Here is a 21,948-nt window from a genome sequence, read left to right as displayed (position 1 = left end):
CAGCGGATTGCCGCCGCGCTGCTCAGTCTTCTTTTGGCACATGTTCTGGCCGCCAGTTACCCGCCGGAAACGGTTACATCGGCGACATATGTCCATGTAAGACGTTAAAAACGATGCGTCGAATCTGCATCTGTTCTGATATTTTGCCATTTTAGCAATGCGGGCAACGCAAAATCGTCTGAAATGATTTTCGGGATAACGTAACTATTCAGGGGAATTTATTTGCATCCGTTTGGATGAGGAGGCGCATTATAAGTCCTTAATAATAATTTGAATTTTATTATAATTTGAAAAAATCATTCACGAAAATTGTCTGGATACGTGCCGGTTAAATTAACCAGAAAGTGTTGGTTGTAGTTTCCCTAGGGTAATGTTTCGGCTGTGACTTTATTGAAACAGGTTGCAATTGATATCGACAAAAATATGTCGCGCGATTGACGGATTTGCGACACGGGTCTTTAACTTCATTAACAGCGTGTAATGCTGGAAACTGCGGTGGGTGCGCCTACACCCTCATGTAACCCGGAGAAACAAGTGAAAAAATTATCTTTGCGATCTGGCCTTCTGGCCACGACGACGATCTGCGGTGCGGCGTTGTCGACGATGGCCGGCGGCGCCCTGGTGGCGACCGTCGCCACAATGCTGCCTGCTGTAGCTCAAGCTCAGGACTATACCTCGGGCGCTCTGCTCGGCACGGTTACTGATTCTGGCGGTGCGCCTGTGGCTGGCGCTACGGTTACTCTGACTTCGTCGGCACAAGGTCAGTCTCGCACACTCACCACGAATGCGTCAGGTCAGTTTTCGGCCATTGGTCTGTTGCCTGGTGAATATACATATACGGTTTCAGCCAACGGTTATGATGACGCCACCGGTACGGCAACGATCGTTATTTCGCAGGAAGTGCGTTATGACATTGCACTGAATTCGACCGGTGCGACGCAAACCGTCGTGGTCAAGGGCAAGCGCGTTCGCCAGGACTTTACCAAGACAACGACCGGTCTAACCGTTGATCTGGATACCCTGGTTTCGCAACAGCCGATCGCCCGTAACCTGAACGCCGTTACTTTGCTGGCCCCGACGGTTACCCGTGGTCAGACCGGTAATGGCGGTTTCGAAAAGTCCTCGTCGTTTGGTGGCGGTTCGGTCGCTGAAAACGCGTATTACATCGACGGTCTTAATATCACCAACCCCGATACCTATGTCGGTGGAAACCAGGTGCCGTTTGACTTCTACAAAACCATCGAAGTTAAGACCGGCGGTTACGCTGCTGAATTTGGCCGCGCGACAGGTGGCGTTGTCAATGCCACGACCAAGTCCGGTACGAACGAATTCATGTTCGCCATCCATGGGAACTATGCACCCAAGGATTTGGGAGCCGACCAACTCGACACCTATTCCTACACTGGCAAGTTTGACAAGACGCAGGAAAACTCCCTGTCGGTCGAAATGGGCGGTCCTCTGATCAAGGATCACCTGTTCGCGTACGGCCTGTACCAGATGAACGATAATGTTCGTGAAACGGGCAATTTCCGTACGGGCGCTTTCACCCGTCTTAAGAACCAGGATCCTTTCCTTGGCGCCAAGCTCGACGCCTATTTCACACCTACCCAACGTCTGTCGCTGACCTATTTTGACACTTCGCGCGAAGAAATTGGCGATGTTTATGATTTCGACGGTGAGACTGTCGGCAATCAAACGGACCGTACGGTTGAGACCTTGGGTGGTGAAAGCTACGTCCTGAACTATAATGGTCAACTTACTGACTGGTTTACGATTTCGGCAGCCTATGGCGACACCAAGGATGCGGATAATTTCCTGCCGGGCAATCTGACCGACTATAACGTAGCAAGCTATTATGGTACGGATGGCATCTACACGGGAGGCTCGGAAACGATATCTTCTGCCCAGCCAAGCCTCAGTGTTTCGGTTGATAATGTTGAACGTAAGTTCTATCGCTTTGACGGTGATATGCGTTTTGAACTGGCTGGCCGTCACCATGTTCGCTTCGGTTATGACCACGAAGAGAACACGATGGAAAAGATATCGACCCTCGTCGGTACCCAACCCGTCAGCTACAGCTACGAGACCAACCCGGATTCCAGTGTTTATGGAACCGCTGGTGCGCCTGCTGTTGGTTCCACTGATCCAAATTCAGTGCTTCATGTTATTTACGAATTCCTTGGCGGTAATGTCAGCGCAGAGAATAGTGCTTGGTATATTCAGGATTCGTGGGATATCACTCCGACTTTCAACGTTCAGGTCGGCGTTCGGAATGACGATTTTACCCAGAACAATCTTTCCGGGCAACGCTATCTCAATCTGACCGGCAATATTGGCCCGCGTCTCGGTTTCTCCTGGACGCCGGATACTGACGGTAACTGGAAGGTCTATGGATCTTACGGATCTAACTTTATTCCTCCCGCGATGAATCTTGGTTATCGCGGCAAGGATCTGTATTTCGAAGCGCTCTTTGCCCAGCCGGCAGGCGGTTGGGATATCGACCCGTCAACGGGGCTGCCGACATCTGTAGGCGCACCTGTAGTAGATATTCCTACCGGTTTCAGCGCACCTTGTCCCGATACACCCGCCAGTGCTTCGATCAATTCGGCGCCGGGCTTGTCGTCTTATGTCGTCGGCACAGCGGCCTGTAACGTTCACGGTAATGGTTCACAGGAAGGCGCGACTTCCAAGACCTCAATTGGTCTGCAAGCCACAGAAGAGGATGAAATCATTCTAGGCACCACCTATCGTTTCAACGATATGTGGACCTTCGGTTTGAGCTATATCAACCGCGACCTGAAGCGCATATCGGAAGACTCTGACTTCCAGACGGCTATTATTGACTATCTCGATGCCAATGGCCTTGATAGCTCGATCTATACGGATGGCACCATTTCCAATTCCTACTATGTCTGGAACGTTGGTGATCATGACGTCACAATTAACCTGAAGCAGCCGCTGGCTGGTGAAACTGAGACCCGCACAATCACCCTGACCGCGGACCAGTTGGGACATTACCACGACCCGAAACGCAACTATCAGGCCCTGGTGTTTGACTGGAAGCGTGCCTTCGATGGCAAATGGGGCCTGCAAGGGTCGTATACCTGGTCGCGTTCCTACGGGAACTACGAAGGTACGGTTAAGTCGGAAGTCGGAAACTCGCAGCAGGACGATGCTGGCGCGACCATCGCGTTCGACTCACCGGGCTTCGAAGATTACGCTACCGGCCTGCTGCCGAACGATCGTACGCACACCCTTAAGGTTTGGGGTTCGTATGCCTTTACGCCGAACTTCATGATTGGTGCTAACGTTCTTGTTCAGTCCCCGGCGCACTTCTCTTGCCTGGGTTATCATCCGACCGATCCTTATGCTGGTTCCTACGGCCCGTACTCGCACTATTGTGGCGGTGTCGGTGCTGTCCAGGGCAAGGGTTTGAAGAGCGATTGGACCAAGAATCTCGACCTGTCGTTCCGCTATACCGTGCCTGAAAAGTACGCCATTGGTGGCAATCTGGTCTTGCGTGCGGACATCTTCAATGTGTTTGATAACCACCAGATTCTGCAACGTCGCCTGACTTACGAAACGACTGGCGTTGGTGTTGTCAGCTCCAACTATGGCAAGACGACCTACTACAACACCCCGCGTTACGTGCGTCTAGGCTTCGATCTGAGCTACTAAGATCGAGACCTTCGGGTAAACAAGAAGCGGCGGAAGGAAAACCTTCCGCCGCTTTTTTCATAAATGGTGTGAGGAACGTTTGTCCCGCATAGGTGCATAGTTTGCTGGGTAGACCAATAGCAAACGGTCACAGTCAGGAAATAGCGGGCATAGATATGCCGATGTGGAAGAAACAGCCGCTGCATGGTTGGCTGAAAAATTCTTTCCCAGAAGTTTTGGAAAGATCCGCCTGTCCTGCATATGTCCGCCGAGAAGAAAGAGCGATGTGATGTAAGGTGCTGGATCGGACAAGCCTTCTGGAGGCGGTTGCATGGAGATGGGCGGACGTAAATAAAAAGCCCCCCGCAGCTAGTGCGGGAGGCAAATTTTTGAGTCCGAAGATTATTACCGCACGCTTGCCTGATAGGCTTCCGGGGCGAGGACGCTGGCGCCTTGTTCGCGCAGGCGTTCATCGCGGACCTGGGACATGACCGCTTCGGCCTTTGGATCGCTCATTGCCCATCCGAGGAAGGACAGCGCCTTGAGGCCGCTTATGCCCATATGGACGTTCTGTTTCGCCCCGCCGAAAAGGCCGGGTTCTGTGTCGTAATCGACCAGTCGCACCTCAGTCTTGCTGTCGATCTTGGCCAGTCCCTTGGCAACATCGACGGCGTCATAAAAGCCGCCGAGCTTATCCACCAGCTTCAGGCTAAGCGCCTGTTCGCCGGTCCAGACACGGCCCTTGGCGATATCGCGCACGGTGGCTTCCGGCAGTTTGCGGCCGGTGGCGACATGGGTGACGAAGCCGTTATAGATCTCGTCGATCCAGCCGGAAAGGGCGGCGCGCTGCGTCGGCGAAAAACCCTGCGTCTGGCTGAAGGCCTGGCTGTAATCGCCACCCACGGAGATGTCGCGGTTATCGACACCAAAACGCGCCAACGCGTCACCGATAGCGAACTTGCCGCCGAAGACACCTATCGAGCCGGTGAGGGTGCTGGGATTGGCGACGATGGACGAGGCACCCGAAGACACCCAGTAGCCGCCAGACGCGGCATATTCGCCCATGGAGACGACCACGGGCTTACCCGCGGCCTTGGCGGCCTGCATGGCCTCAGCGATCTGCTCGGAGGCGGTATCGGAACCGCCGGGCGACGAGACGCGGAAGACGATGGCCTTCACGTTCTTGTCCTTGGCGGCCTTATAGAAGGCGCCGGCGATCTCATCCGAAATCATGCCGGGGTCACTGTTGAAACCGCCACCGCTGCCGGCGCGGCCGGTCATGATGGCGCCTTCACCGTCGATCACCGCGATGGTCTCGCCGGAGAAGGACGGCGTCAGGGTGCTTTCATAGTCGGCGATATCCATGACCTTGGCGCCATTGCCCGCGCGCTTTATGGCGGCGTCCTCGGCATCCTGCACCTGGCCGAGCTGGTCGACCAGGCCTAGCTTGAGAGCTTGTTCCGCGCCGTATGGACCGGCTTCCAGCGTGGCTTGCAATTTGCCAGCGTCTGTGCGGCGGTCGGCGGCGACATTATTGATCATCGAATGATAAATGCTGTTCATCCAGCCAAGCGTCGCCTCGCGGTGGGCTGGCGTGTAATCGCTGTAGAGATACGGATTGACCGCGTTCTTGAACTCGTAACGCTGCTCGTACTCCGCCTTGACGCCGTACTTGTCGAAGGCGCGCTTGAGGAACATGGTCGAGGTTGCGATGCCGGTGACCTGGAAGGAGGAATGCGGCTGCATCCACAGATTGCCGGAGGAGGCGCCGAGCATATAGGAGGCGACGACCATGGTGTCCGGATAAAGACCCTGGCTATGCGCGATCACCGGCTTGTTGGCGCGGCGGACATAGACGATGGCGTTGCGGATTTCCTCGGCGGCGGAAGGCGACATGCCGCCTTCGGGCAGGCGAATAAAGACACCCTTGACGCGGGAATCATCAGCCGCATGGTGCAGGGTGGTCACCACATCCATGGTCGAGAGACTCTTGCCCATTAAAAAGGCGAAGGGGGTATTACGGCTCTGATCGGTCATCTTCTGCCGCAGGTCAAGCGACAGGACGACGGCCTCCGGCACCTTGGGCTTGGCGGCCGAGGCGATCATGACCACCGCGCCGATCGGCAGGGCCACAAAGACGATCAGCAGGGCCACGACGACGGCTGCCAGCGTTATAAAGAACTGTTTCATGCGTAACCCAAAGCCCCCCATCGATATTCGTCTGACAGCATAGCCGTTAATGCGGTCAGGTCAAATGAAGAGGTTGTCATGCGGCTTGTTCAGCCCGCAATGTGGCTGGGCCGCACCGCAGATCAGAACTTGATGCGACCCGGGCGTTTCTGCGTCGGCGGGCGATCGTGGGCGTGACGGACATCGCCCTCGCAATGCGGGCAGGATACACCCTTGACATAGCTGGCCTGCTGCTGATCTTCTGCGGTGAGGGCGTGGTCGCAGTGCAGGCAGAGCAGGGCGGTCTGCGACGGCTGGAGGCTGTGATCGACGGCGATGCGCTCATCGAAGACGAAGCATTCGCCCTGCCAAAGCGACTGCTCGACGGGCACGTCTTCAAAATATTGCAGGATGCCGCCCTTGAGGTGATAAACGTCTTCAATACCCTGGTCGATCAGCCATGAGGTATATTTCTCGCAACGAATACCGCCGGTGCAGAAGGTGGCGACCTTCTTGCCTTTCAACAATTCGGCGTTGTCGCGCGTCCATTGCGGCAGGTGTTTGAAGTTAGGGATATTGGGATCGATCGCTTTCTCGAATGTACCGAGATTGACCTCATAGTCATTGCGCGTATCGATGATCACCACGTCATTGCGGGTAATCAGGGCGTTCCAGTCCTTCGGTTCGATATACTGTCCGAAACGCTTCATAGATACCGGTTCGCCGATGCCGATCGTTTCCTTTTTCAGGCGAACGCGCAGCTTCCCGAAGGGCTGGTAGTCGGCATAGGATTCCTTCCAGGTGACCGTTGCACCGATCAGGTCATTTTGCAGATAATCGAGAAACGCATCTATGGCCTCCCGTGTGCCGGCCATGGTCGAATTGACACCTTCGGCGGTAATGAGCAGGGAACCCTTGATGCCCAGAGCGTTCAGACGGTCATATAGCGACAATCGCATGGCTTCGAAATCGGGGAAATCGAAGAAGTGGTAAAAGGCGGCGATGACGACGGGGGGCGTGGTTTGCGGGGTTTCAAACATGGCGCGCAGTTAGCATATTTCAGAGAAAGCGCCAATCCCGGATAAAGGCGGCCTGGCCATGATGAACGCCCAGGCTATCGACTACATTCCACAAGGTCGTGTTCCGGATATGAAACCGCCGACCGGTGCTGGAAATACGCACGCCGGCATAGTCATCAACCCACCCCCTGGCGAGCGCGGCTTTCAGCAGGGTGTCGCGGTCGGACTGGATGTCACTGGCGGATTCGGCGCTGAGACGCGAGGGCAGGCGGGTGAAAGCCTCCCAATCTATCTCCCATAGCATTAACGCCTGCTCATTGGCGTAGCAGAAGACGGGATCGGTTTCCGTGCCGTGAGACACAATGGCCTGCGGCGCATGGAACAGGGCTTGCGCCAATGCGGCGTCATCGAGATCGGCTGCATCCGCCATTCCCAGAATCGACGCGCCTGTAAAGCTCTTAAAGCTGTTCGCCATCAAGCGGTTATAGGCCAGGGTTAAGGGGGAAAAGTGGGTTTGCATGAATTTATCAATTGCTGGAAGGGCCAAAATGCAATCGTTTTGGTCAATGATCCACAAATAACGCTTCTACAGGGGCATCTTGCCGCGAAAAAGTTGTTTCAGGGGATTGCCTTGGGCAAAACCTTGCGCTATCTCCACGCCTCTCGCGGCGACATGCTTCGCCGGCGGAGCCGGCTATATGCTGGGGAATGGTGTAATGGTAACACTCCGGTTTTTGGTACCGTCATTCTAGGTTCGAGTCCTAGTTCCCCAGCCAATTCTTCTTTTCGGCATCATCATACCCAGGTTCCGATTTTTCCTGCGATATTTGCCCAGAATTTTCTTCAAGCAAATTAAATGGTTCGCGGAAATCTGCCGTCAGTGTACCTGCCTTCCATGAGCAGTTCGATAATACAAAATTGAGTAGCATCCGTCGGTTTGGTCCGTCCTGAGCTTCAAATATTTTGTGGGCATCCCGCGCTAACGTGAGCAGGGCGACGCCGTCGTCCATATATGTGTGATTGGCTTCCTGAAAGCGGATCAGATCGTCTTCACACCGTCGACGTTCCTCTTTCCATTGGTTCGAGATGCGGGTGTAATGGTCTTCCGTGATTTTCCCATCCAGTTTGTCGACGTAGACTTGGTCAACCCGATGCACCAATCGAGCAATTTCAGCCGTAAGACGGGTTATAGCCTGTGTGTGTTCGTCGCGCTCGACTGCGTGGCTGGACTTTAGGGCTTTTACAACAAGATCGTAGACTTCGTCGTCGAACCTCAATTTTTGCAGGAGCCCTGCAAACTGTGTCACCAACCGCTCCTCGCGCACATACTTCTCGGGGCATTTTCCTTTGTTAGCCGTGCAATGGTAGTAAATGTACTTCTGTTTCTTCACCTCGGCCGTTAGAGCGCAACCACAGTGGCCGCAGGTGATCATACCGGTGAACGCGAATTCCCGCACACTGCCGCCAGCCTTCGGCAATTTCCGAATGAGCTTGCCATCCAGAATGTCCTGGACCAGGTACCACAGGTCTTTGTCAATCAACGGCTGGTGCTTCCCCTGATATACACGCCCGAGCCATTCGAATTCGCCCGTATAGACTCTATTGCGAAGAATGCGGGCAATGGTTCCGAGAGGAACGAACGAGTTTGTTCGGCGAAAGACAAGGCCGGCGCCCCGGGCCAGTGTTCCCACCTCGCGCAGATTATAGTTTCCTGTCGCGTACCACTGGAATATCTTTGGGATAATCTCAGCGTATTTCGGGTCGACTTCGATAATCCGCTTGCCGTCAGGGGCGATCACATTGACGTAGCCCATTGGCGCCGCGCTCGGCCAAAGCCCCTGCGTGGCTTTTTCAAGCATACCCTTGCGGACTTCTTCAGAGAGGTTGTCAATATAGTTCTTGGCCATCAATACCTTGATGCCGTGCATGAACTTTTCGGATGAACGGGAATCTCTGGATAGGGACACGCCCTCCTTGACCAGGTGAATTTCGATATCCAACTCATCGACCGTCACCCAATCTTTGAGATTTCTGTACAAACGATCTGTTTTTTCAACGAGAACTGTTCGAACGGATGGGTGCCGGCGGAGATAGCCGATCATTTCGCCAAACTGCTTTCTGCCGTCGGTCTTCGCCGTCTCCACATCAATGAATTCCTCTACAATCTTATATTCATTGTCATAAGCGAACTCAGCGAGCAGTTTCATTTGCGCGGGAATGGAAAACCCTTCACGATCCTGTTCCTTTGAAGATACGCGCGCGTAGACGACCGCCTTCCGGCTCGAAGGCTTGGGGGCTGATGTGCTGTGCTGTCTTTTAGATGTTTTAGGCATGGTGCGTCCGTAAATTAGGCGCGCCACCCTTCGATCGCTACGCCGGGATTATCCTTGGGTAGGGGCGCGATTACTGTCCTGTTCGCGCTGCCACTGGTTTAAGGTGTCGAAAAAGCCGACAAGATTTTCGAGAATTTGCCGCGCCTCTTCGTTGGTTAGATTTCGACCGGTCCGCCGGCCGAAAACGTCCTGCGTCTCGGCGATCAACTCGGCGGGAAAGCGCGCGAAGGGAGGGTTGGATGCAGGTGTCTGTTCCTGGCGCCCGACAGTCGTATCTGACTGCGCCGCGACTGCCTTCCCTTTGCCGGACGTTTCTTGGTGCATGCTGCGCCTTTCGTGACCAATTTGATCACGTTGCCGCAGGTCAGCCCGATGCCCTAGCTCGCCGATCGGTCAACGATGGCCAAGCTCGGTCAATTGGACGGCATCTCTTTGGTTGGCGGCTTTAGGACCGGGCTTGAGGTCGCGCGGTCGCCCTCAAGTGCGCTAAAGCAAGGCGAACTGATCTGCTGGTAAGGTGCATCCGCTGACTTGTCAGGCTTGTTCCGCTGGATGTATTCACGCGCTAATTGCTGTCCGAGTAGACGCGCGAGTGCGTGCAGCGCGTCTGTTCCACGCTTGCTGTCGAAGGCGTCTTGGACAACGGCAACGATTTTCAATTTTTGATTCAAACTGTCCCTCCATTTTGGCTACATGGAAAAAGACAGTACGAGCCCCAAACACCCCACAGCATGGTCGGTGATCATACGATGATCACCGACCATGCCTTGCAATATGAAGTTGCCGGTTGAATATGGTGTTATTGCACCTGCCACGCGCGATCCACGCGCGGTTTTGCGAGTTACGCCATGCCGGCCCTACTGTCTTTTATCGCAGCGACCCGGCGCATCAAGACGGTTGAGGCGCTGTTCGAATTCTTTACCGAGACCATGACAGGCCTCGGATACGACCTAATGAACTTCTCGATCATCAGCGCTTACGATATCGCCGAGCATCATTTGGGGTTCGGCCTCATCAACACCTATCCCCTGAGCTGGCAGAGATACTACGACACGCATAATTGCCGGCAGATCGACCCCGTAGCCCAGTGCGCGACCAGTACATTCAGACCCTTCCACTGGCATGAGCTTGAACGCCTGATGCCCCTGTCGCCGCGCCAACGCCGTTTTCTCAGAGAAGCCCAGGCCGCCGGCTTGCATCATGGTGTGGGCATCCCGTTTAAGGGGCCGATGTCCCAAGTTGCCGGTATCGCACTGGCGACGTCGGACCCTCATGCGAAAGACCTGCCCAGCCTTGATGTGCTCGTCGCCTACTGCAATCAGTTCTTCGAAGTGTTCCGGAGCTTTGTCACCAAACCGGCCCGCCCGCCGCGCGGACAAGTTCTGTCACTCAGGGAGCGGCAGGTGCTCGAAGGCGTCGGCCGGAGCCTCTATGACGCAGAAATTGCCGATATTCTCGGGATCAAGTCCAGCACCGTCGATTCGCATTTGCGCCACGCCTTTACCAAACTAAAGGTCAAAACACGGACAGGCGCGGTCCTAACGGCCATGAAAATGGGGCTAATCGACCCATAACTCCCGTGTATGCTGGATTTTATTTCGTTAATTTGTCTGTTCATCTGAATACCTCCGGGACCACCAAGAGGGGAGTATTCAGATGTTGCAGTTGTTGAGTTTTACGACCATTTCCAAGCAAGGTGACCTCTTCATTAGTCAGTTTCAATTGAGGCAGCGCGAGTTTATTGAGCGACAAAACTACGATGTGCATTCTGTCGACGGAATGGAGTTCGATAAATACGACACCCTGGCGTCCAAGTATCTTGTCTACACTCTTGATGGAAAGACTGTGCTTGGCGCCAGCCGTCTGACCCCAATCGGGTTTGGCTGCATGTTGCAGGATCACTTTGATGAATTCGTCGATGACAAGACGGTCTTTTCGACGCCCGATGTATGGGAAGGTACACGCTTCTGTATCGACAGCCGACTCCCGCCCGAGCAGCGACGCCTGATCTGTCAAACACTCGTATGCGGGTATCTTGAATTTGGCATCCAGCGCGGTGTCGACCGGATTATCGGACTGATGCCGACCATGATCCTGCGTACGGTGTTCGAACGCAATGGCATCGCTTTGGAACGGCTGGGTGCCGCCCGATCATTTGGGGACTCTGTCAAACTGCAAGCCGCTTCGATTGCGGTGTCGCAGATGCAACTGGATCGTACCCGCTTGCGCACTGGGCTCGAAGCCGTCCTCTTCGATGATCGGCCGATAAGGCAAGAGCATGCCGCGTAATCCGTCAAAGATGGTCTCGGCGCCGATAGGCAACGGGAATAGCTTGGATGCGAGTCTTGCGAGGGCAATCGACGCAATGAGCCATCTGCGCGAAGACCTCAGACGAGACGCGCTGATGGACCTCGCTGACCGTATCGATGACGTGCTTGTAAAATGCCTGGAGCTCTATTTGGACCGGGAAAATGCCAACCCGGATCAACCCGGCCCGCCTGCCGATCCGTAGCGGTGGGTCACGCTTTGGGAATTGTGACTGTAGCGTAGACGCTGATGGCGTCTGTACGGCGGGCAGAATGCCCGCCTGGAGTGGACAAAATGGGCCAAGCCACGAAGGGGACAGCGCCGGGCGCTGACTGGATGCAACGCGCCAACTACGCGCGGTATGTGCAAAGCGATCGCCGAACCTGGGCGTGGCTATGGCTAAAGCGTAATTCCCTCTTCCGGGAACAAGCGGCGATATTGGAGGCAGCCGAATGTACGATCGCGCCTTCGGACAGCATGATTCTGCTCGACGAAGACTTGTCGCGCCATTTTTAGGCGGGGTATGGGTTCACGCGGAAGGCCGCGGCGAAGGCAATCCTGGTGTGCGGCTGCTTTGGTCGCCGGAGTACGATCCGGCCGTCATCAGTGTGCATGCCGAGCCGGTACCCCTATGCGATCCTGAAGCGTTCGATATCGCCGCTTTTCCAAACATGAGCCACCTCATTACGGACGGCAAAGGCCAGGAGTACCTGATCCTGGACGACGGGCAGCACCAGGTAGAACTGCACGTCCGATCCGGCACGCTCACAGACGGGGCTGCCCGCCTGCGGTGTGAACTCGACCTGTTCACCGGCATCGAACCCAAGTTGCTGACGGTCTCGCGGCTGAATGCCTTCCGGCGTCTCAAGCGTTTTCCATCAAGCCTGTTCCCCGTCGAGCGCCGCGCTCAGAAATGGGCACTCGCCTTACAGGCCTTCGACGGAATGGAAGCGGGAGCGTCGCTGCGGGAAATCGCCTGCGCCCTGTTTGGCGAAGCGCTTGTTCGCGACGAGTGGAATGGCCGATCGGCTTTTCTCAAATCGCGCGTCCAGCGGTTGCTGCATTATGGAAGGAAAATGGTCAATGGGGATTACAAGACGCTGCTCCAATAACGGCAATGTACGCGTCCTGGCCACCTTGGCGGGCGCCATGATTGACCGGGACACCGGTCTGCGGGTAACCCTCATGCTCTGCCTCGCCATGGAAATCATCGTCATCGGCCTTAGCGCTGGCAGCCCCTATCTTTTGAAGGTGCTTATCGACGGACTATCTCACGATGTAACAACCCTGGAGTGGGCCACAGTGCTATCTGTGCTGTTCGTCGTCGCGTCGCTCGGCGGCAGTGTGCTTGCTGCCTGGCGACAGGTCTTTTCTCAGAAGATTATCGATCGCCTGAATGAGGAGATCGTCGATGATGTCTTGAAGCGCGCCATGCCCGATCTGGCGGGGCCACGGGATGGCGACACGGGACGAATTCTGGGTCTGATCGAGCGCCTGCCGTTTGGCCTGCAAATTCTGGTCGGCGGGCTAATTTGGCAAGTCCTGCCAACGTTTCTGCAGGTGGGCATTAGTCTGGTGATCATTGCCAGCGTCTTGAAGCCGCTATATGTGGCGGTGCTCGCAGTGACGCTGGTCGCCTTTACGGTAGCCACTTGGTATGGCGCCACTCAGCAACACCAGGTGAGTGCCGCAGCCAGCGCGGCGTCGGGGAACGTGTCTGAAACCGTCGCCGACATCCTGCGCAATGCCCGCCGGGTCGTGCTCAACGGGGCTCTGCCGCAGGAGCGCCGCTTGGTTCGCGAGCGGTTTGGCGAGCGTGCGCATGCGTTCAGCGACATGCTGGCGAGCCATGTCGGCGTAGCGGCCTTGCAGTATGGCGTCGCCGGCACGGGCGTATGCGGTCTGCTCGTGCTCGGCGCACGGGACGCCCTGGATGGCGCCATGACGATCGGCGGGCTTGTCCTGTTGCAAGCCTATGCCTTCCGATTGGTGCTTCCGCTTAGCGGCTTTGGCTATGTGATCAGCCAAGCCGCTCTCGCTCTCATTACCGTCCGGGACATCCTGGACTTGGGTAGGGAGGAAGAGGGTGCCAAAGAGTCGGCGCGCGCACCAGGCAGCGGGGCAGCGGGCGTTGAACTGCGATCCGTCAGCTTCGCCTACGGGGTTGGGCTGCCAAGCGTCCAGGACATCAGCCTGACGCTCCAGCCGGGAAGCTTCAACGTGCTTGTCGGGCCCAACGGATCTGGGAAGTCCACTCTGGCGCAAATTATGGCGGGCATTCTTCGGCCTGATAAAGGCGAGGTTTTGATCGACGACTTTCCCCTCGATCGCATACCGCGCGGCCAGCGTTACCAGTATGTGCTGTACGTCCCGCAGACAGTGACCTTGCTGAATCGCAGTTTACTGGCCAATGCCTTGTATCCACCAAGCCGTTTGACAGAGGCCGAGCTGATGCAACTGCTCATGGATTGGCGGTTCCATGATCCGGACCGCGACATAGACCTGACCGCAAGCGCGGGCGAGTTGGGGGAGCGGCTTTCGGGAGGGCAGCGTCAAAAGCTGGAGTTGGCACGCATCGCGCGGACGCGGGTGCCGGTCATTATATTGGACGAGAGCACATCCGCACTCGACCCGGCTAGCGAAGCAGAAGCCATCTGGACGCTAAGACAGAACCACAGTCGGGAAACCACGCTCGTTCTGATCACGCACCGTCTCGCTTTGGTGGAAGCCGCAGATCAGGTGCTGTTTTTAAAGAACGGCACTCTCGTGCGCTCGGGCACCCACCAGACATTGCTGCAGGATTCGGCAGCCTACGGCCGGCTCTGGCAAGACGCACGCACCTAGCGTCCGCCTTCGGAGAATTCGGCTCGACAGCGAGGGAAGGGGCCGTACGCTTCCGCTTTCAGGAGGGGACAATGAACAAGGATGGCAAGAAAGCCGTACGAAGGCCTGGCGAAAGCGCGCAACTATCGCTTCGCACCCGTCCTTACCCATGAGGGCGACGTCCTTACGAAGGCTTCAAGCTGACCGTCGTACGTCGACCTTTCGAGGGGCCCTTTGAAGCGATCTCCATGCGCAAACCCAACTTCGCCCGCGCCTAGTTGGCGAGGATGATGTCCTGCAGGGCGCGCTGTAACATGGATATGGCTTCGAGATAGGTGACCTGTCCAGACAGGACAAATCCCGAGTGCGATTTTGAGAGGGCCGTTTCTGGCAGTTCCAGGTCAGCACCTGTAAAGCCCTTCTGAACGTCCTTATCCTCCTTCAGCCAAGCCAGACTGTTGCTAATCTGCTGAATCTCCTGGGTATCCTTGCTGTTCGGTTCACGCGCCTCAAGCGCGTCTGAAATGACCATCAGGTTATTGAGCCGTGCGGTGATCGTGCCCTTCGCGCACGGGACACCGGGCTTCTCCTGCAAATCGTAGGTGTTGAAGCTTTCGCGCACCGCCCGCAACAATTCAATGAACGGATCGATCGTCTGCTTAGTCAGGGGCATGCGTACACCAGGATGCGAAAGACTGTCTGCCTAAGTCGACTCGCGCCGTCACAACAGCCGGTGCGGGCGCGATAACGACGTTTCCCACTGAAATTTTATGTTGTTCGGAGTCTGATGGGATTCCTATTCTGCGCGGCGGCGCTCATTCCTGCCTCTGACAAAGGACATCCCATGACCGCCATCCCCGCCAGCCTGACGGCCGAGACGACCGACGACGCCATTCAACTGACCCTGCAACGCCTGCAACGCCGCGAATTGACGCCCACCGAAACCGAAAAGGACTTACTGCTTCTGTTCGACGCGGAACTGGGGGCGCATCTCAAACCCGAACTGACCCGGTACATTTCCGACCTGGCGGAGCAGGTCCGGACCGGCGCGCTCGATCCGGACGATGCCGCCTCTGACATCCGCCAGATGATCGGCTTCTGGCTGGCGCGCAGTGAAGACCTGCCGGACCTGCTTGTCCTTGCCGAGGAGTAGGACGGATTCGCCATGGACGATCCCTTCGACCTGAAGCGGTTTCAGGATGCGCAACTGTCGACCTATGCGGCCGCGCTCGCCGAATTGCACGCCGGCCGAAAACGGTCGCACTGGATGTGGTTCATATTTCCGCAATTGGCCGCGCTCGGCCGATCGCCAACCGCCAAATTCTACGGCATCCGATCTTTCGGCGAGGCGGCGGCCTACCTGGACCATCCGATTTTAGGGCTACGCCTTCTGGCCTGTACGGAAGCCACGCTCACGGCGACCGCGCCGGACCTGACGACCTATCTTGGAACGCCGGACGACCTCAAGTTCCGCTCCAGCATGACCTTGTTCAACGTTGTCGATCCGGATCCGAGAAGCCCCTTTCGCCTGGCGCTGGAGCGCTGGTGTGGGGGGCAACCCGATAGCGCCACCCTGGAGCTGCTCCCACATTCATGAAATGCCGGGGCTTGACTCTGTCATCGAGTAGGAACAAATATAGAACATTAATCTTTTGGATGTTCGCGATGACGCGCTATTTGTTCCAGCTGAAATGCCCGTCGGGGGCCTTGCGCATCAATACGATACGCGCCGACATCTATCCGAAGGCGGGAGATCATCTGACGATCTTCAACTTTCCGGTGATCGAGCGCTATGTCATCGAACGGCTGGAGGCCCGGCCGGAATGGTGGGCGCAAGATCACTGCGATCAGATGGCCCTCGTCGTTCGTCTTGATGGTGTGGTTCAGACTGCGGCCAACACCGGCAATGTTATTGCTTTCAATCAGGACACCAATCTGGAGACGCGGTTGGCGAAGATTGAGAAGGTTGCTCGCAAGGCCATAGATACGTCGCTGTTGCTGGAGATTTCGCGCGACGACTTCAAGGCCCTGTGCACTGGTAGCGGACTGTCTGTTGAGATCGACGAGATCGACGCCTTTGCGTATCACGATGTCCCGATAAAGCTGGGCGAGGCCGGGGAGTGGAATGCCGCCACCGCCTTTACGGGGTATTCCGACGACCGCCACGTGCTTTACGTGACCTGCCCAGGCGGCACGCCATTCGTAATGAATGCCACCTTGCTGGACGTCTCAAAGCTCTTTTCCGCCTGCAAGCTGAGCACGGAAATGGCCCTTGCGCGGGCGATGGCTGAAGCTGTCGATCGCGGATGCGCTGAGACGCCCGGCCTGCAGAACGCCATGCGCAATATGCTTGGCCTGATGCAGGACGGGATCATGCCGATGTATGACGGCGCCCAGGAGCTTACCCGCATGACCGAGCCGGCCTATGCGGCGGCCTTGGCAAAGACGTGGGCAAACCGAGAGGTGGCCGTCGCGCCCGAAGGCACCCGGTTTGTCGAAGTCTCCGGCAGCGCGCGCGTTGACGTCGCCGGACTGGTGGATGCCCTGACCGGGTTAAACCCGACGCGTCATTGAGCGACAGGATGTGTAGGTAAGCGTATGTGTGGAAAGTATGGCGGGCCGGCGGAGATGGCGGTCTATGCCGGCTATTTGGCGGTGGACCCGCCGTTTAACAATCTGAAGAGAGACGATCCCATGTTGGCCGGGAAAAAGGTTGATCTGCTGGCGCGAAATAGCCAGGGGCATCACGTCCTAAAAGAAATGGAATGGGGCCTGATCGCGCCGCGCTTCAGTGCGGCGCCGGAACTATGCGACAAACGGTTGTTTCATGCCCGCATCGAGACGGCGCACCAATTGGAGTCGTTCAGTGAGCCGTGGCGCCGCAAGTGGCGATGCCTATTTCCGATGAACGCGTTCCATCAAAAGGTGAAGCCGGGCAGTGAGCTATTCGGCAAAGGGGCAAAGGGTGCCAGGCTGGCGATCACGCGGACTGACAAACTGCCCTTGGGTGTGGCGGGTATCTACAATGCGATCAAGACGGAGAACGGGCTACTGCTGACCGCAGCCATGCTGACGCGCGATCCAGGGCCGCGCATGGCGCAGATCCACGATCGCGAACCTGTCGTCGTGGAACCGAAAGATTTCGCCACCTGGCTGGACGGGGCGGACAATCTCGACCTCCAAACGCCCTGGGCGGATGACGGGTTCGAGTACAGGCTGGTTGCCTAAAACAGGTCCGGCTGGACAGACGCCGCAGGTGCGGGCAATGCCTCAGGCTTATCTTTCAGGTGGGACGGTGTCGCGGTTGGCGGATCCCATTTCAAGACCGTTGAGACCACGCTCAGGGTACCATCGGGCAATGTCTTTGATTTCTGAAAGTCTTTAATTTCTTTGACGGGCAACGCAAACCACTCTTCGACTTCCTCCGGCGTTCGCAAGATAACAGGCATGGCCTTGTCGTGATATTGCGCGACGTCTGCATTTGCGGCCGTCGTCAGAAAACCATAGAGGTCGGCAGTGGTTTCACCCTCCTTCACCTTGCGGACCGACGTCCATAGCGGCGTCCAGATGCCGGCAAAGAAGAAGAGGGGCCGGCTCTCATCCAGGGCGAACCACTGGTTCTTGAAAGTCCCACCGACTTGATCGGGCTCGCAGAAGGACGTTGCCGGCACCACGCACCGATTGGGTATGTCGAGCCACGGCTTCCAGTGCGGCAGCCAGGTGCGTCGTATATTGGTTGTACCACTGTCATACGTCTTGCTCCCGATCGCATCCTCCGACGATGGCATGCCCCACCTGCACACCGCCAGTTCGCGCCCGGTCTCGGTATTGCGGACGATGGGGCCGTACCCGTTGGCGAAAATATCGGGCGTCGTGTCCAGGTTATCAGCGCTGGGCGTCGTGCGCAGAAATTTGGCGAATTCCCGGATCGCTTCCTTGTTGCTCATCATGGAGTAGAGATTGCACATCGATGTCGCTGGTCCTGGTGATAGAGACCCTATCTATCCGACAAGATGGAACCGTCGTCAAACGACGGATCAACGCCATCGGTAAAGACCCGTACGTCAGGCCAGGATTTCCTTCGGCGCCACATATTGTGTCGACAGGCCGAGGGTGCGAGCGTCTTGCAGGCTGAGAAGGCGCAAGATGTCAGGCGCCGTTTCGGAGACATAGAAGGCGCGGCCATCTATATCATAGCGATAGCCGTCGATGATGAAGATCGCCGGGTTGAGCCGATCTTTCTGCACCTGCTGCGGCGTGTCCACACCGCGAAGCGCCACCCATGCACTGTCGTAGAGCCGTATTCCCATGACCCACCTTATAACCGAAACGCCCGATAGCCGTCCATCTCTGGCAGCCGTTCTCCACGGATTGTGATCAGGCGTACTGCTGCTGGAATACGGGTTCAAAGTGAACAACGGGGATGAGCCCGTCGAAACGCTTCTGACGTTCGCTGATCTGGCGGGCGCCAGGGCTTTTGCCGTCCCAGCATCCGACAATCGCAGGAGCGTCAGGATGCAAGGGCAAGCCCGTGGTATCATAAGGGAAGCTCCCGACATAAACGACGCCGGCATGTCGCGCATCTGCCTCGATCACGAAGACGCGCCAGTCATCGGCGACGTCGGCAAACATTCCGGGAAAAAGAGCGATTGAGTTAGTCATCGACGCCTCCATATTAAGAATGTTCTTACTTTGTTCTCAATGTGTGAAGGAGTCAAGCAGGGAGAATCAACGGTCCCTCCCAGTGCCCGATCAGCCTGACAGTTGGCGTTGTGGCAGGGTCAGGCGAAGCGGCAGATACGAAGGCGTCAATCTCCGCGCTCAAGGCGAGCAGTGCCAAGGCTGTGCAGGCGGAGCGGGGCGCCTGACGACTCCGCCGCTTCTCTGCCAACAGTTTGGCTAAGACGTTGTGGGCCATAGCGGTCTCGCCGATCTCACACCTTGCGGAATTTGTCGGGGCCGTCGCCACTGTTGCGGACCCGCGCCACATGAATCTCGCCGCCCAGCGCCAGTTCGCGCGCGCGCGCAATAGCCTCCGCCTGCGTCGGCGCGGTTGCGCTGGCACGTTTGGCGCCCTCCTTGCGAACGGCAAAGTCGCCCTGTGCGCGGGGCTCGACGTACATACCCTCTTTCGACATCTGTAATCCTCCTTGATGTGCGAGGATGCTGCCGTGATATGCATAAAGAGTCAGGAATCAAGGTCCCGGAGAGCTATCGATTTTCTGTAAAGAGCGAGGCTTGGATGGAGCCATTGCTATCAAGCACGAAGCCCGCCTGCAACTTCTCACGCAAAACGATCGGCACACGCGCGGCCTCGTTCACAGCTCGGTTCCCGTCCGCCAGCGATGCCACGACAGTCTGGACATAACCGAGCACTGCGGCGTCAAGCCCTGTGACGTGGTCACCGGGGACAGCCGACAACAGGTGGGCCGTAAGGGTATAACACACGTCAGACTGTGTAATGTCTCCAGCCGCGAACGCCTCCAGGGCGGGGAATATAAAGTCGGCCATTCTGGCAATGCGGTGAAGATATGGTCTGTGGTCAATCCTTTTCCCGTACTTTTACCCTCGCAAGGCGAATATTCCTGTGCGCTCATCGCTTTTTGCGTCGCGTCGTCGATTAACGGATGCAACGATGCCGCGCACCTAAATATCCTTGATGTTTAACGCGTTCAGGATTTCGGGCCGTAAAGACTGCTCAAGGTCGAAATAGTCGGCCCAGGGATCGGTCCTCTGGGATTTTAGCCGCTTGCCGAGGGTCAAGAGGGTGTAGTCACCGGGCCGCAGGCTTGGCGTCAACTCTCTCCAGAACAACGGCGTTGAAACCCCTGCGCCCGGCCGCGCCCTGACTGAAAAGGCAGAGGCAGCGGTGGAAGTCAGATCATTGCGGAGGTAGTCGATGAAAATCCGCCCTTTGCGCTTGGCCTTGCTCATATTGGCGATGTAGCGCGTCGGGCTGTCCTGCGCCATGGATTCCGCTATGGCACGGGTGAAGCCTTTGATGGCCGGCCATCCGTACTTCCGCTCGATTGGGACGACCACATGCAGGCCCTTTCCGCCCGTCGTCTTCAGGAAACTTGTCAGGCCCAGTTCCCTCATGCGCTCGCGGATTTCGGCGGCACCGTCGATGACATTGTCCCAAGGCGCCTCAGGATCGGGATCAAGATCGAAGATCATCCGGTCGGGGAGGGTAGGCGCGTCCGAATGACTGCCCCAAGGGTGGAACTCGATGCCGCCCCATTGTACCAGGGAAAGCAGTCCCAGCTTGTCGCTGATCTGCATATAGTCTTCCGTTCGCTCCTTCACCGGCACATTGACGACCTGGACATTATGCAGACCGCCACGCTCCGGCAAATGGCGCTGGAAGAACTGTTGCCCATCGACATTATCCGGGACTCGGACCAGGGAAAGGGGCCGATTGACGATGTGCGGCAAAATACGCTCGGCGATGGACTCGTAAAACTGGACGAGTTGTAGCTTGGTAATCCCTACGTCGGGAAAGACGATCCGATCCGGGTGCGAAATACCGATTCCACCGACATCGATCCTGTCCGGCGTCTTAAGTGGCGCGGAGGGGTGACGTTGCTTTCCGGGAGGCGTCTCGCCTCTCACTTCCTTGGCGGCGGCCTTCACAGCAGCCTTGACGGGCATTTCCGTATCGCGACCGATGGCCTTGGCGGACTTGTCTTCGCGCAGGCCTTGGAACGAGGGATGACGCAAGCGGCCCTCTGGCGTCCATTCGGTGAACTCGACCTCGCACACCAATTTAGGTTCAACCCAGATGCCGCGGCCGACATCAGGCGGCAGCTTGCTAAACGGCTTTGAGATGACTTTCAGCTTGTCGAGCTTGGCGCGGATGTCCTGCAGGAGATCGCCGTTGAACCCGGTGCCGACCTTGCCGGCAAACTTCAGCGTCGGGCCATCGTAATAGCCGAGGAGCAGCGACCGGAAGCCGCGGCCGGCATGCGTGGACTCGGTAAAACCGACAATCAGGAATTCCTGTCGTTTATGGCATTTGACCTTGAGCCATGTCTTGCCGCGGCCTCCGTGATAGGTCGAGTCCGCCCGTTTGGAGATAATGCCTTCCATATCCAGGTTGCACAGATGCGGCAGGAAGTTTGCGTTCTCGGCAAAGTGCTCACTGTATATGACATGGTTCTCGAAGTCGGCGCTGGCCAGAAGCGTCTCTAACTTCGCCTTGCGTTCCAGCAAGGTCTGGCCCGTCAGGTCTTCCCCGTTCAGGATCAGCAAGTCGAAGACGTAATATTGCAACTCATCGCTACGTCCAGCCATGAGTTCGGCTTTCAGCCTGGAAAAGCTAGACGCCCCGTGTTCGTTCAGGGCGACGATTTCGCCATCGAGGATGGCGTTGTCGATTTTCAGGGCCTTCAGGCGCCGGGCGATATCGGCGTACTTTGCGGTCCAGTCGAGGCCGGAGCGCGAATACATGGTGACCTGTCCGGCGTCGATCACGGTAAGCGTCCGATATCCGTCGAACTTGACCTCATGCACCCACTCCGGTCCTGGCGGCACGGCATCGGCGAGCGTGGCCAGTTCCAACTCACGAAACTGGAGTTTGGCACCCTTGGTGGCCTTTGCTGCCTTTGCCCTCGCTGCCCGGTAGCCCTGATCGTCCATCG

The 21,948-nt window shown here is 56.9% G+C and carries 22 protein-coding genes and 1 tRNA gene; 12 read left to right on the top strand and 11 right to left on the bottom strand.

Annotation, left to right across the window (positions count from 1 at the left end; genetic code table 11):
* Positions 1 to 534 precede the first annotated feature (534 nt).
* Positions 535 to 3,678, top strand: a complete 3,144-nt coding sequence (locus BLO49_RS02535) for a TonB-dependent receptor (RefSeq protein ID WP_170828175.1) — start codon at positions 535 to 537, stop codon at positions 3,676 to 3,678.
* A gap of 384 nt (positions 3,679 to 4,062) precedes the next feature.
* Here BLO49_RS02535 and sppA read toward each other — a convergent pair whose 3' ends face one another.
* The 3 genes from sppA to BLO49_RS02520 all read right to left on the bottom strand — a co-directional run bounded on the left by sppA (position 4,063) and on the right by BLO49_RS02520 (position 7,365).
* The gene (gene sppA / locus BLO49_RS02530) at positions 4,063 to 5,847 is read right to left on the bottom strand and encodes a signal peptide peptidase SppA (protein ID WP_090643782.1); all 1,785 of its coding nucleotides are present in this window, start codon (positions 5,845 to 5,847) and stop codon (positions 4,063 to 4,065) included.
* Between the two features lie 122 nt (positions 5,848 to 5,969).
* Complete coding sequence (gene trhO / locus BLO49_RS02525) at positions 5,970 to 6,866, bottom strand: oxygen-dependent tRNA uridine(34) hydroxylase TrhO (RefSeq protein WP_090643779.1); 897 nt, start codon at positions 6,864 to 6,866, stop codon at positions 5,970 to 5,972.
* 19 nt (positions 6,867 to 6,885) lie between these two features.
* Positions 6,886 to 7,365 (bottom strand): MEKHLA domain-containing protein, encoded by a 480-nt coding sequence (locus BLO49_RS02520; RefSeq protein WP_090646008.1) that lies wholly within the window; start codon positions 7,363 to 7,365, stop codon positions 6,886 to 6,888.
* Positions 7,366 to 7,547: 182 nt separating this feature from the next.
* Here BLO49_RS02520 and BLO49_RS02515 point away from each other — a divergent pair.
* A tRNA-Gln gene (locus BLO49_RS02515) sits at positions 7,548 to 7,621 on the top strand.
* Here BLO49_RS02515 and BLO49_RS02510 read toward each other — a convergent pair.
* Positions 7,607 to 9,178 (bottom strand): recombinase family protein, encoded by a 1,572-nt coding sequence (locus BLO49_RS02510; protein ID WP_090643777.1) that lies wholly within the window; start codon positions 9,176 to 9,178, stop codon positions 7,607 to 7,609. The genes BLO49_RS02515 and BLO49_RS02510 overlap by 15 nt on opposite strands.
* Before the next feature lie 48 nt (positions 9,179 to 9,226).
* Positions 9,227 to 9,502, bottom strand: a complete 276-nt coding sequence (locus BLO49_RS02505) for a hypothetical protein (protein WP_090643774.1) — start codon at positions 9,500 to 9,502, stop codon at positions 9,227 to 9,229.
* Positions 9,503 to 10,026: 524 nt separating this feature from the next.
* Here BLO49_RS02505 and BLO49_RS02500 point away from each other — a divergent pair.
* The 6 genes from BLO49_RS02500 to BLO49_RS02480 all read left to right on the top strand — a co-directional run bounded on the left by BLO49_RS02500 (position 10,027) and on the right by BLO49_RS02480 (position 14,329).
* The gene (locus BLO49_RS02500) at positions 10,027 to 10,752 is read left to right on the top strand and encodes a helix-turn-helix transcriptional regulator (protein WP_090643771.1); all 726 of its coding nucleotides are present in this window, start codon (positions 10,027 to 10,029) and stop codon (positions 10,750 to 10,752) included.
* A gap of 82 nt (positions 10,753 to 10,834) precedes the next feature.
* On the top strand, positions 10,835 to 11,467 hold the full coding sequence (locus BLO49_RS02495) for an acyl-homoserine-lactone synthase (protein WP_090643769.1): 633 nt from the start codon (positions 10,835 to 10,837) through the stop codon (positions 11,465 to 11,467).
* A gap of 76 nt (positions 11,468 to 11,543) precedes the next feature.
* Positions 11,544 to 11,690, top strand: coding sequence for a hypothetical protein (locus BLO49_RS18325; protein ID WP_170828174.1), 147 nt, complete (start codon positions 11,544 to 11,546; stop codon positions 11,688 to 11,690).
* Positions 11,691 to 11,734: 44 nt separating this feature from the next.
* Positions 11,735 to 12,001 (top strand): transcriptional regulator domain-containing protein, encoded by a 267-nt coding sequence (locus BLO49_RS18700; protein ID WP_425388792.1) that lies wholly within the window; start codon positions 11,735 to 11,737, stop codon positions 11,999 to 12,001.
* Positions 11,938 to 12,597, top strand: coding sequence for a DUF2285 domain-containing protein (locus BLO49_RS02485; protein WP_090643763.1), 660 nt, complete (start codon positions 11,938 to 11,940; stop codon positions 12,595 to 12,597). The genes BLO49_RS18700 and BLO49_RS02485 overlap by 64 nt, the downstream gene beginning before the upstream one ends.
* A 37-nt stretch (positions 12,598 to 12,634) precedes the next feature.
* The gene (locus tag BLO49_RS02480) at positions 12,635 to 14,329 is read left to right on the top strand and encodes an ABC transporter ATP-binding protein (RefSeq protein WP_170828173.1); all 1,695 of its coding nucleotides are present in this window, start codon (positions 12,635 to 12,637) and stop codon (positions 14,327 to 14,329) included.
* Positions 14,330 to 14,582: 253 nt separating this feature from the next.
* Here BLO49_RS02480 and BLO49_RS02475 read toward each other — a convergent pair whose 3' ends face one another.
* Entirely contained in the window at positions 14,583 to 14,981 is a 399-nt protein-coding gene (locus tag BLO49_RS02475) for a hypothetical protein (RefSeq protein ID WP_090643758.1), read from the bottom strand.
* 171 nt (positions 14,982 to 15,152) lie between these two features.
* Between BLO49_RS02475 and BLO49_RS02470 the strand changes: the two genes are divergently transcribed.
* From BLO49_RS02470 to BLO49_RS02455, 4 genes are all read left to right on the top strand, one after another.
* Entirely contained in the window at positions 15,153 to 15,461 is a 309-nt protein-coding gene (locus BLO49_RS02470; protein ID WP_090643756.1) for a hypothetical protein, read from the top strand.
* A 12-nt stretch (positions 15,462 to 15,473) separates the two neighbouring features.
* A complete protein-coding gene (locus BLO49_RS02465; RefSeq protein WP_090643753.1) occupies positions 15,474 to 15,905 on the top strand; it encodes a DUF1810 domain-containing protein in 432 nt (143 codons plus the stop codon).
* Between the two features lie 68 nt (positions 15,906 to 15,973).
* A complete protein-coding gene (locus BLO49_RS02460) occupies positions 15,974 to 16,882 on the top strand; it encodes a hypothetical protein (protein WP_139159603.1) in 909 nt (302 codons plus the stop codon).
* Between the two features lie 24 nt (positions 16,883 to 16,906).
* Positions 16,907 to 17,536 (top strand): SOS response-associated peptidase, encoded by a 630-nt coding sequence (locus BLO49_RS02455; protein ID WP_090643748.1) that lies wholly within the window; start codon positions 16,907 to 16,909, stop codon positions 17,534 to 17,536.
* Here BLO49_RS02455 and BLO49_RS02450 read toward each other — a convergent pair.
* The 5 genes from BLO49_RS02450 to ligD all read right to left on the bottom strand — a co-directional run bounded on the left by BLO49_RS02450 (position 17,533) and on the right by ligD (position 21,946).
* Positions 17,533 to 18,276: an SOS response-associated peptidase family protein gene (locus BLO49_RS02450; RefSeq protein WP_090643745.1), complete on the bottom strand. Its 744-nt coding sequence runs from the start codon at positions 18,274 to 18,276 to the stop codon at positions 17,533 to 17,535. The genes BLO49_RS02455 and BLO49_RS02450 overlap by 4 nt on opposite strands.
* A gap of 96 nt (positions 18,277 to 18,372) precedes the next feature.
* Positions 18,373 to 18,618: a hypothetical protein gene (locus BLO49_RS02445; RefSeq protein WP_090643743.1), complete on the bottom strand. Its 246-nt coding sequence runs from the start codon at positions 18,616 to 18,618 to the stop codon at positions 18,373 to 18,375.
* A gap of 67 nt (positions 18,619 to 18,685) precedes the next feature.
* Positions 18,686 to 18,970 carry a hypothetical protein gene (locus BLO49_RS02440; RefSeq protein WP_139159602.1) on the bottom strand — a complete coding sequence of 95 codons (285 nt, stop codon included), beginning with the start codon at positions 18,968 to 18,970 and terminating at the stop codon, positions 18,686 to 18,688.
* A 272-nt stretch (positions 18,971 to 19,242) separates the two neighbouring features.
* On the bottom strand, positions 19,243 to 19,446 hold the full coding sequence (locus tag BLO49_RS02435) for a DUF2188 domain-containing protein (protein WP_090643738.1): 204 nt from the start codon (positions 19,444 to 19,446) through the stop codon (positions 19,243 to 19,245).
* Positions 19,447 to 19,954: 508 nt separating this feature from the next.
* The gene (gene ligD / locus BLO49_RS02425; protein WP_090643733.1) at positions 19,955 to 21,946 is read right to left on the bottom strand and encodes a DNA ligase D; all 1,992 of its coding nucleotides are present in this window, start codon (positions 21,944 to 21,946) and stop codon (positions 19,955 to 19,957) included.
* Positions 21,947 to 21,948: the final 2 nt, after the last annotated feature.

Origin of the sequence: Asticcacaulis taihuensis, from assembly GCF_900100255.1 — a bacterium.
GTDB lineage: Bacteria > Pseudomonadota > Alphaproteobacteria > Caulobacterales > Caulobacteraceae > Asticcacaulis > Asticcacaulis taihuensis.
Note: the sequence above shows the minus strand (reverse complement) of the source record. Positions and strands in the feature narration are given on the sequence as shown.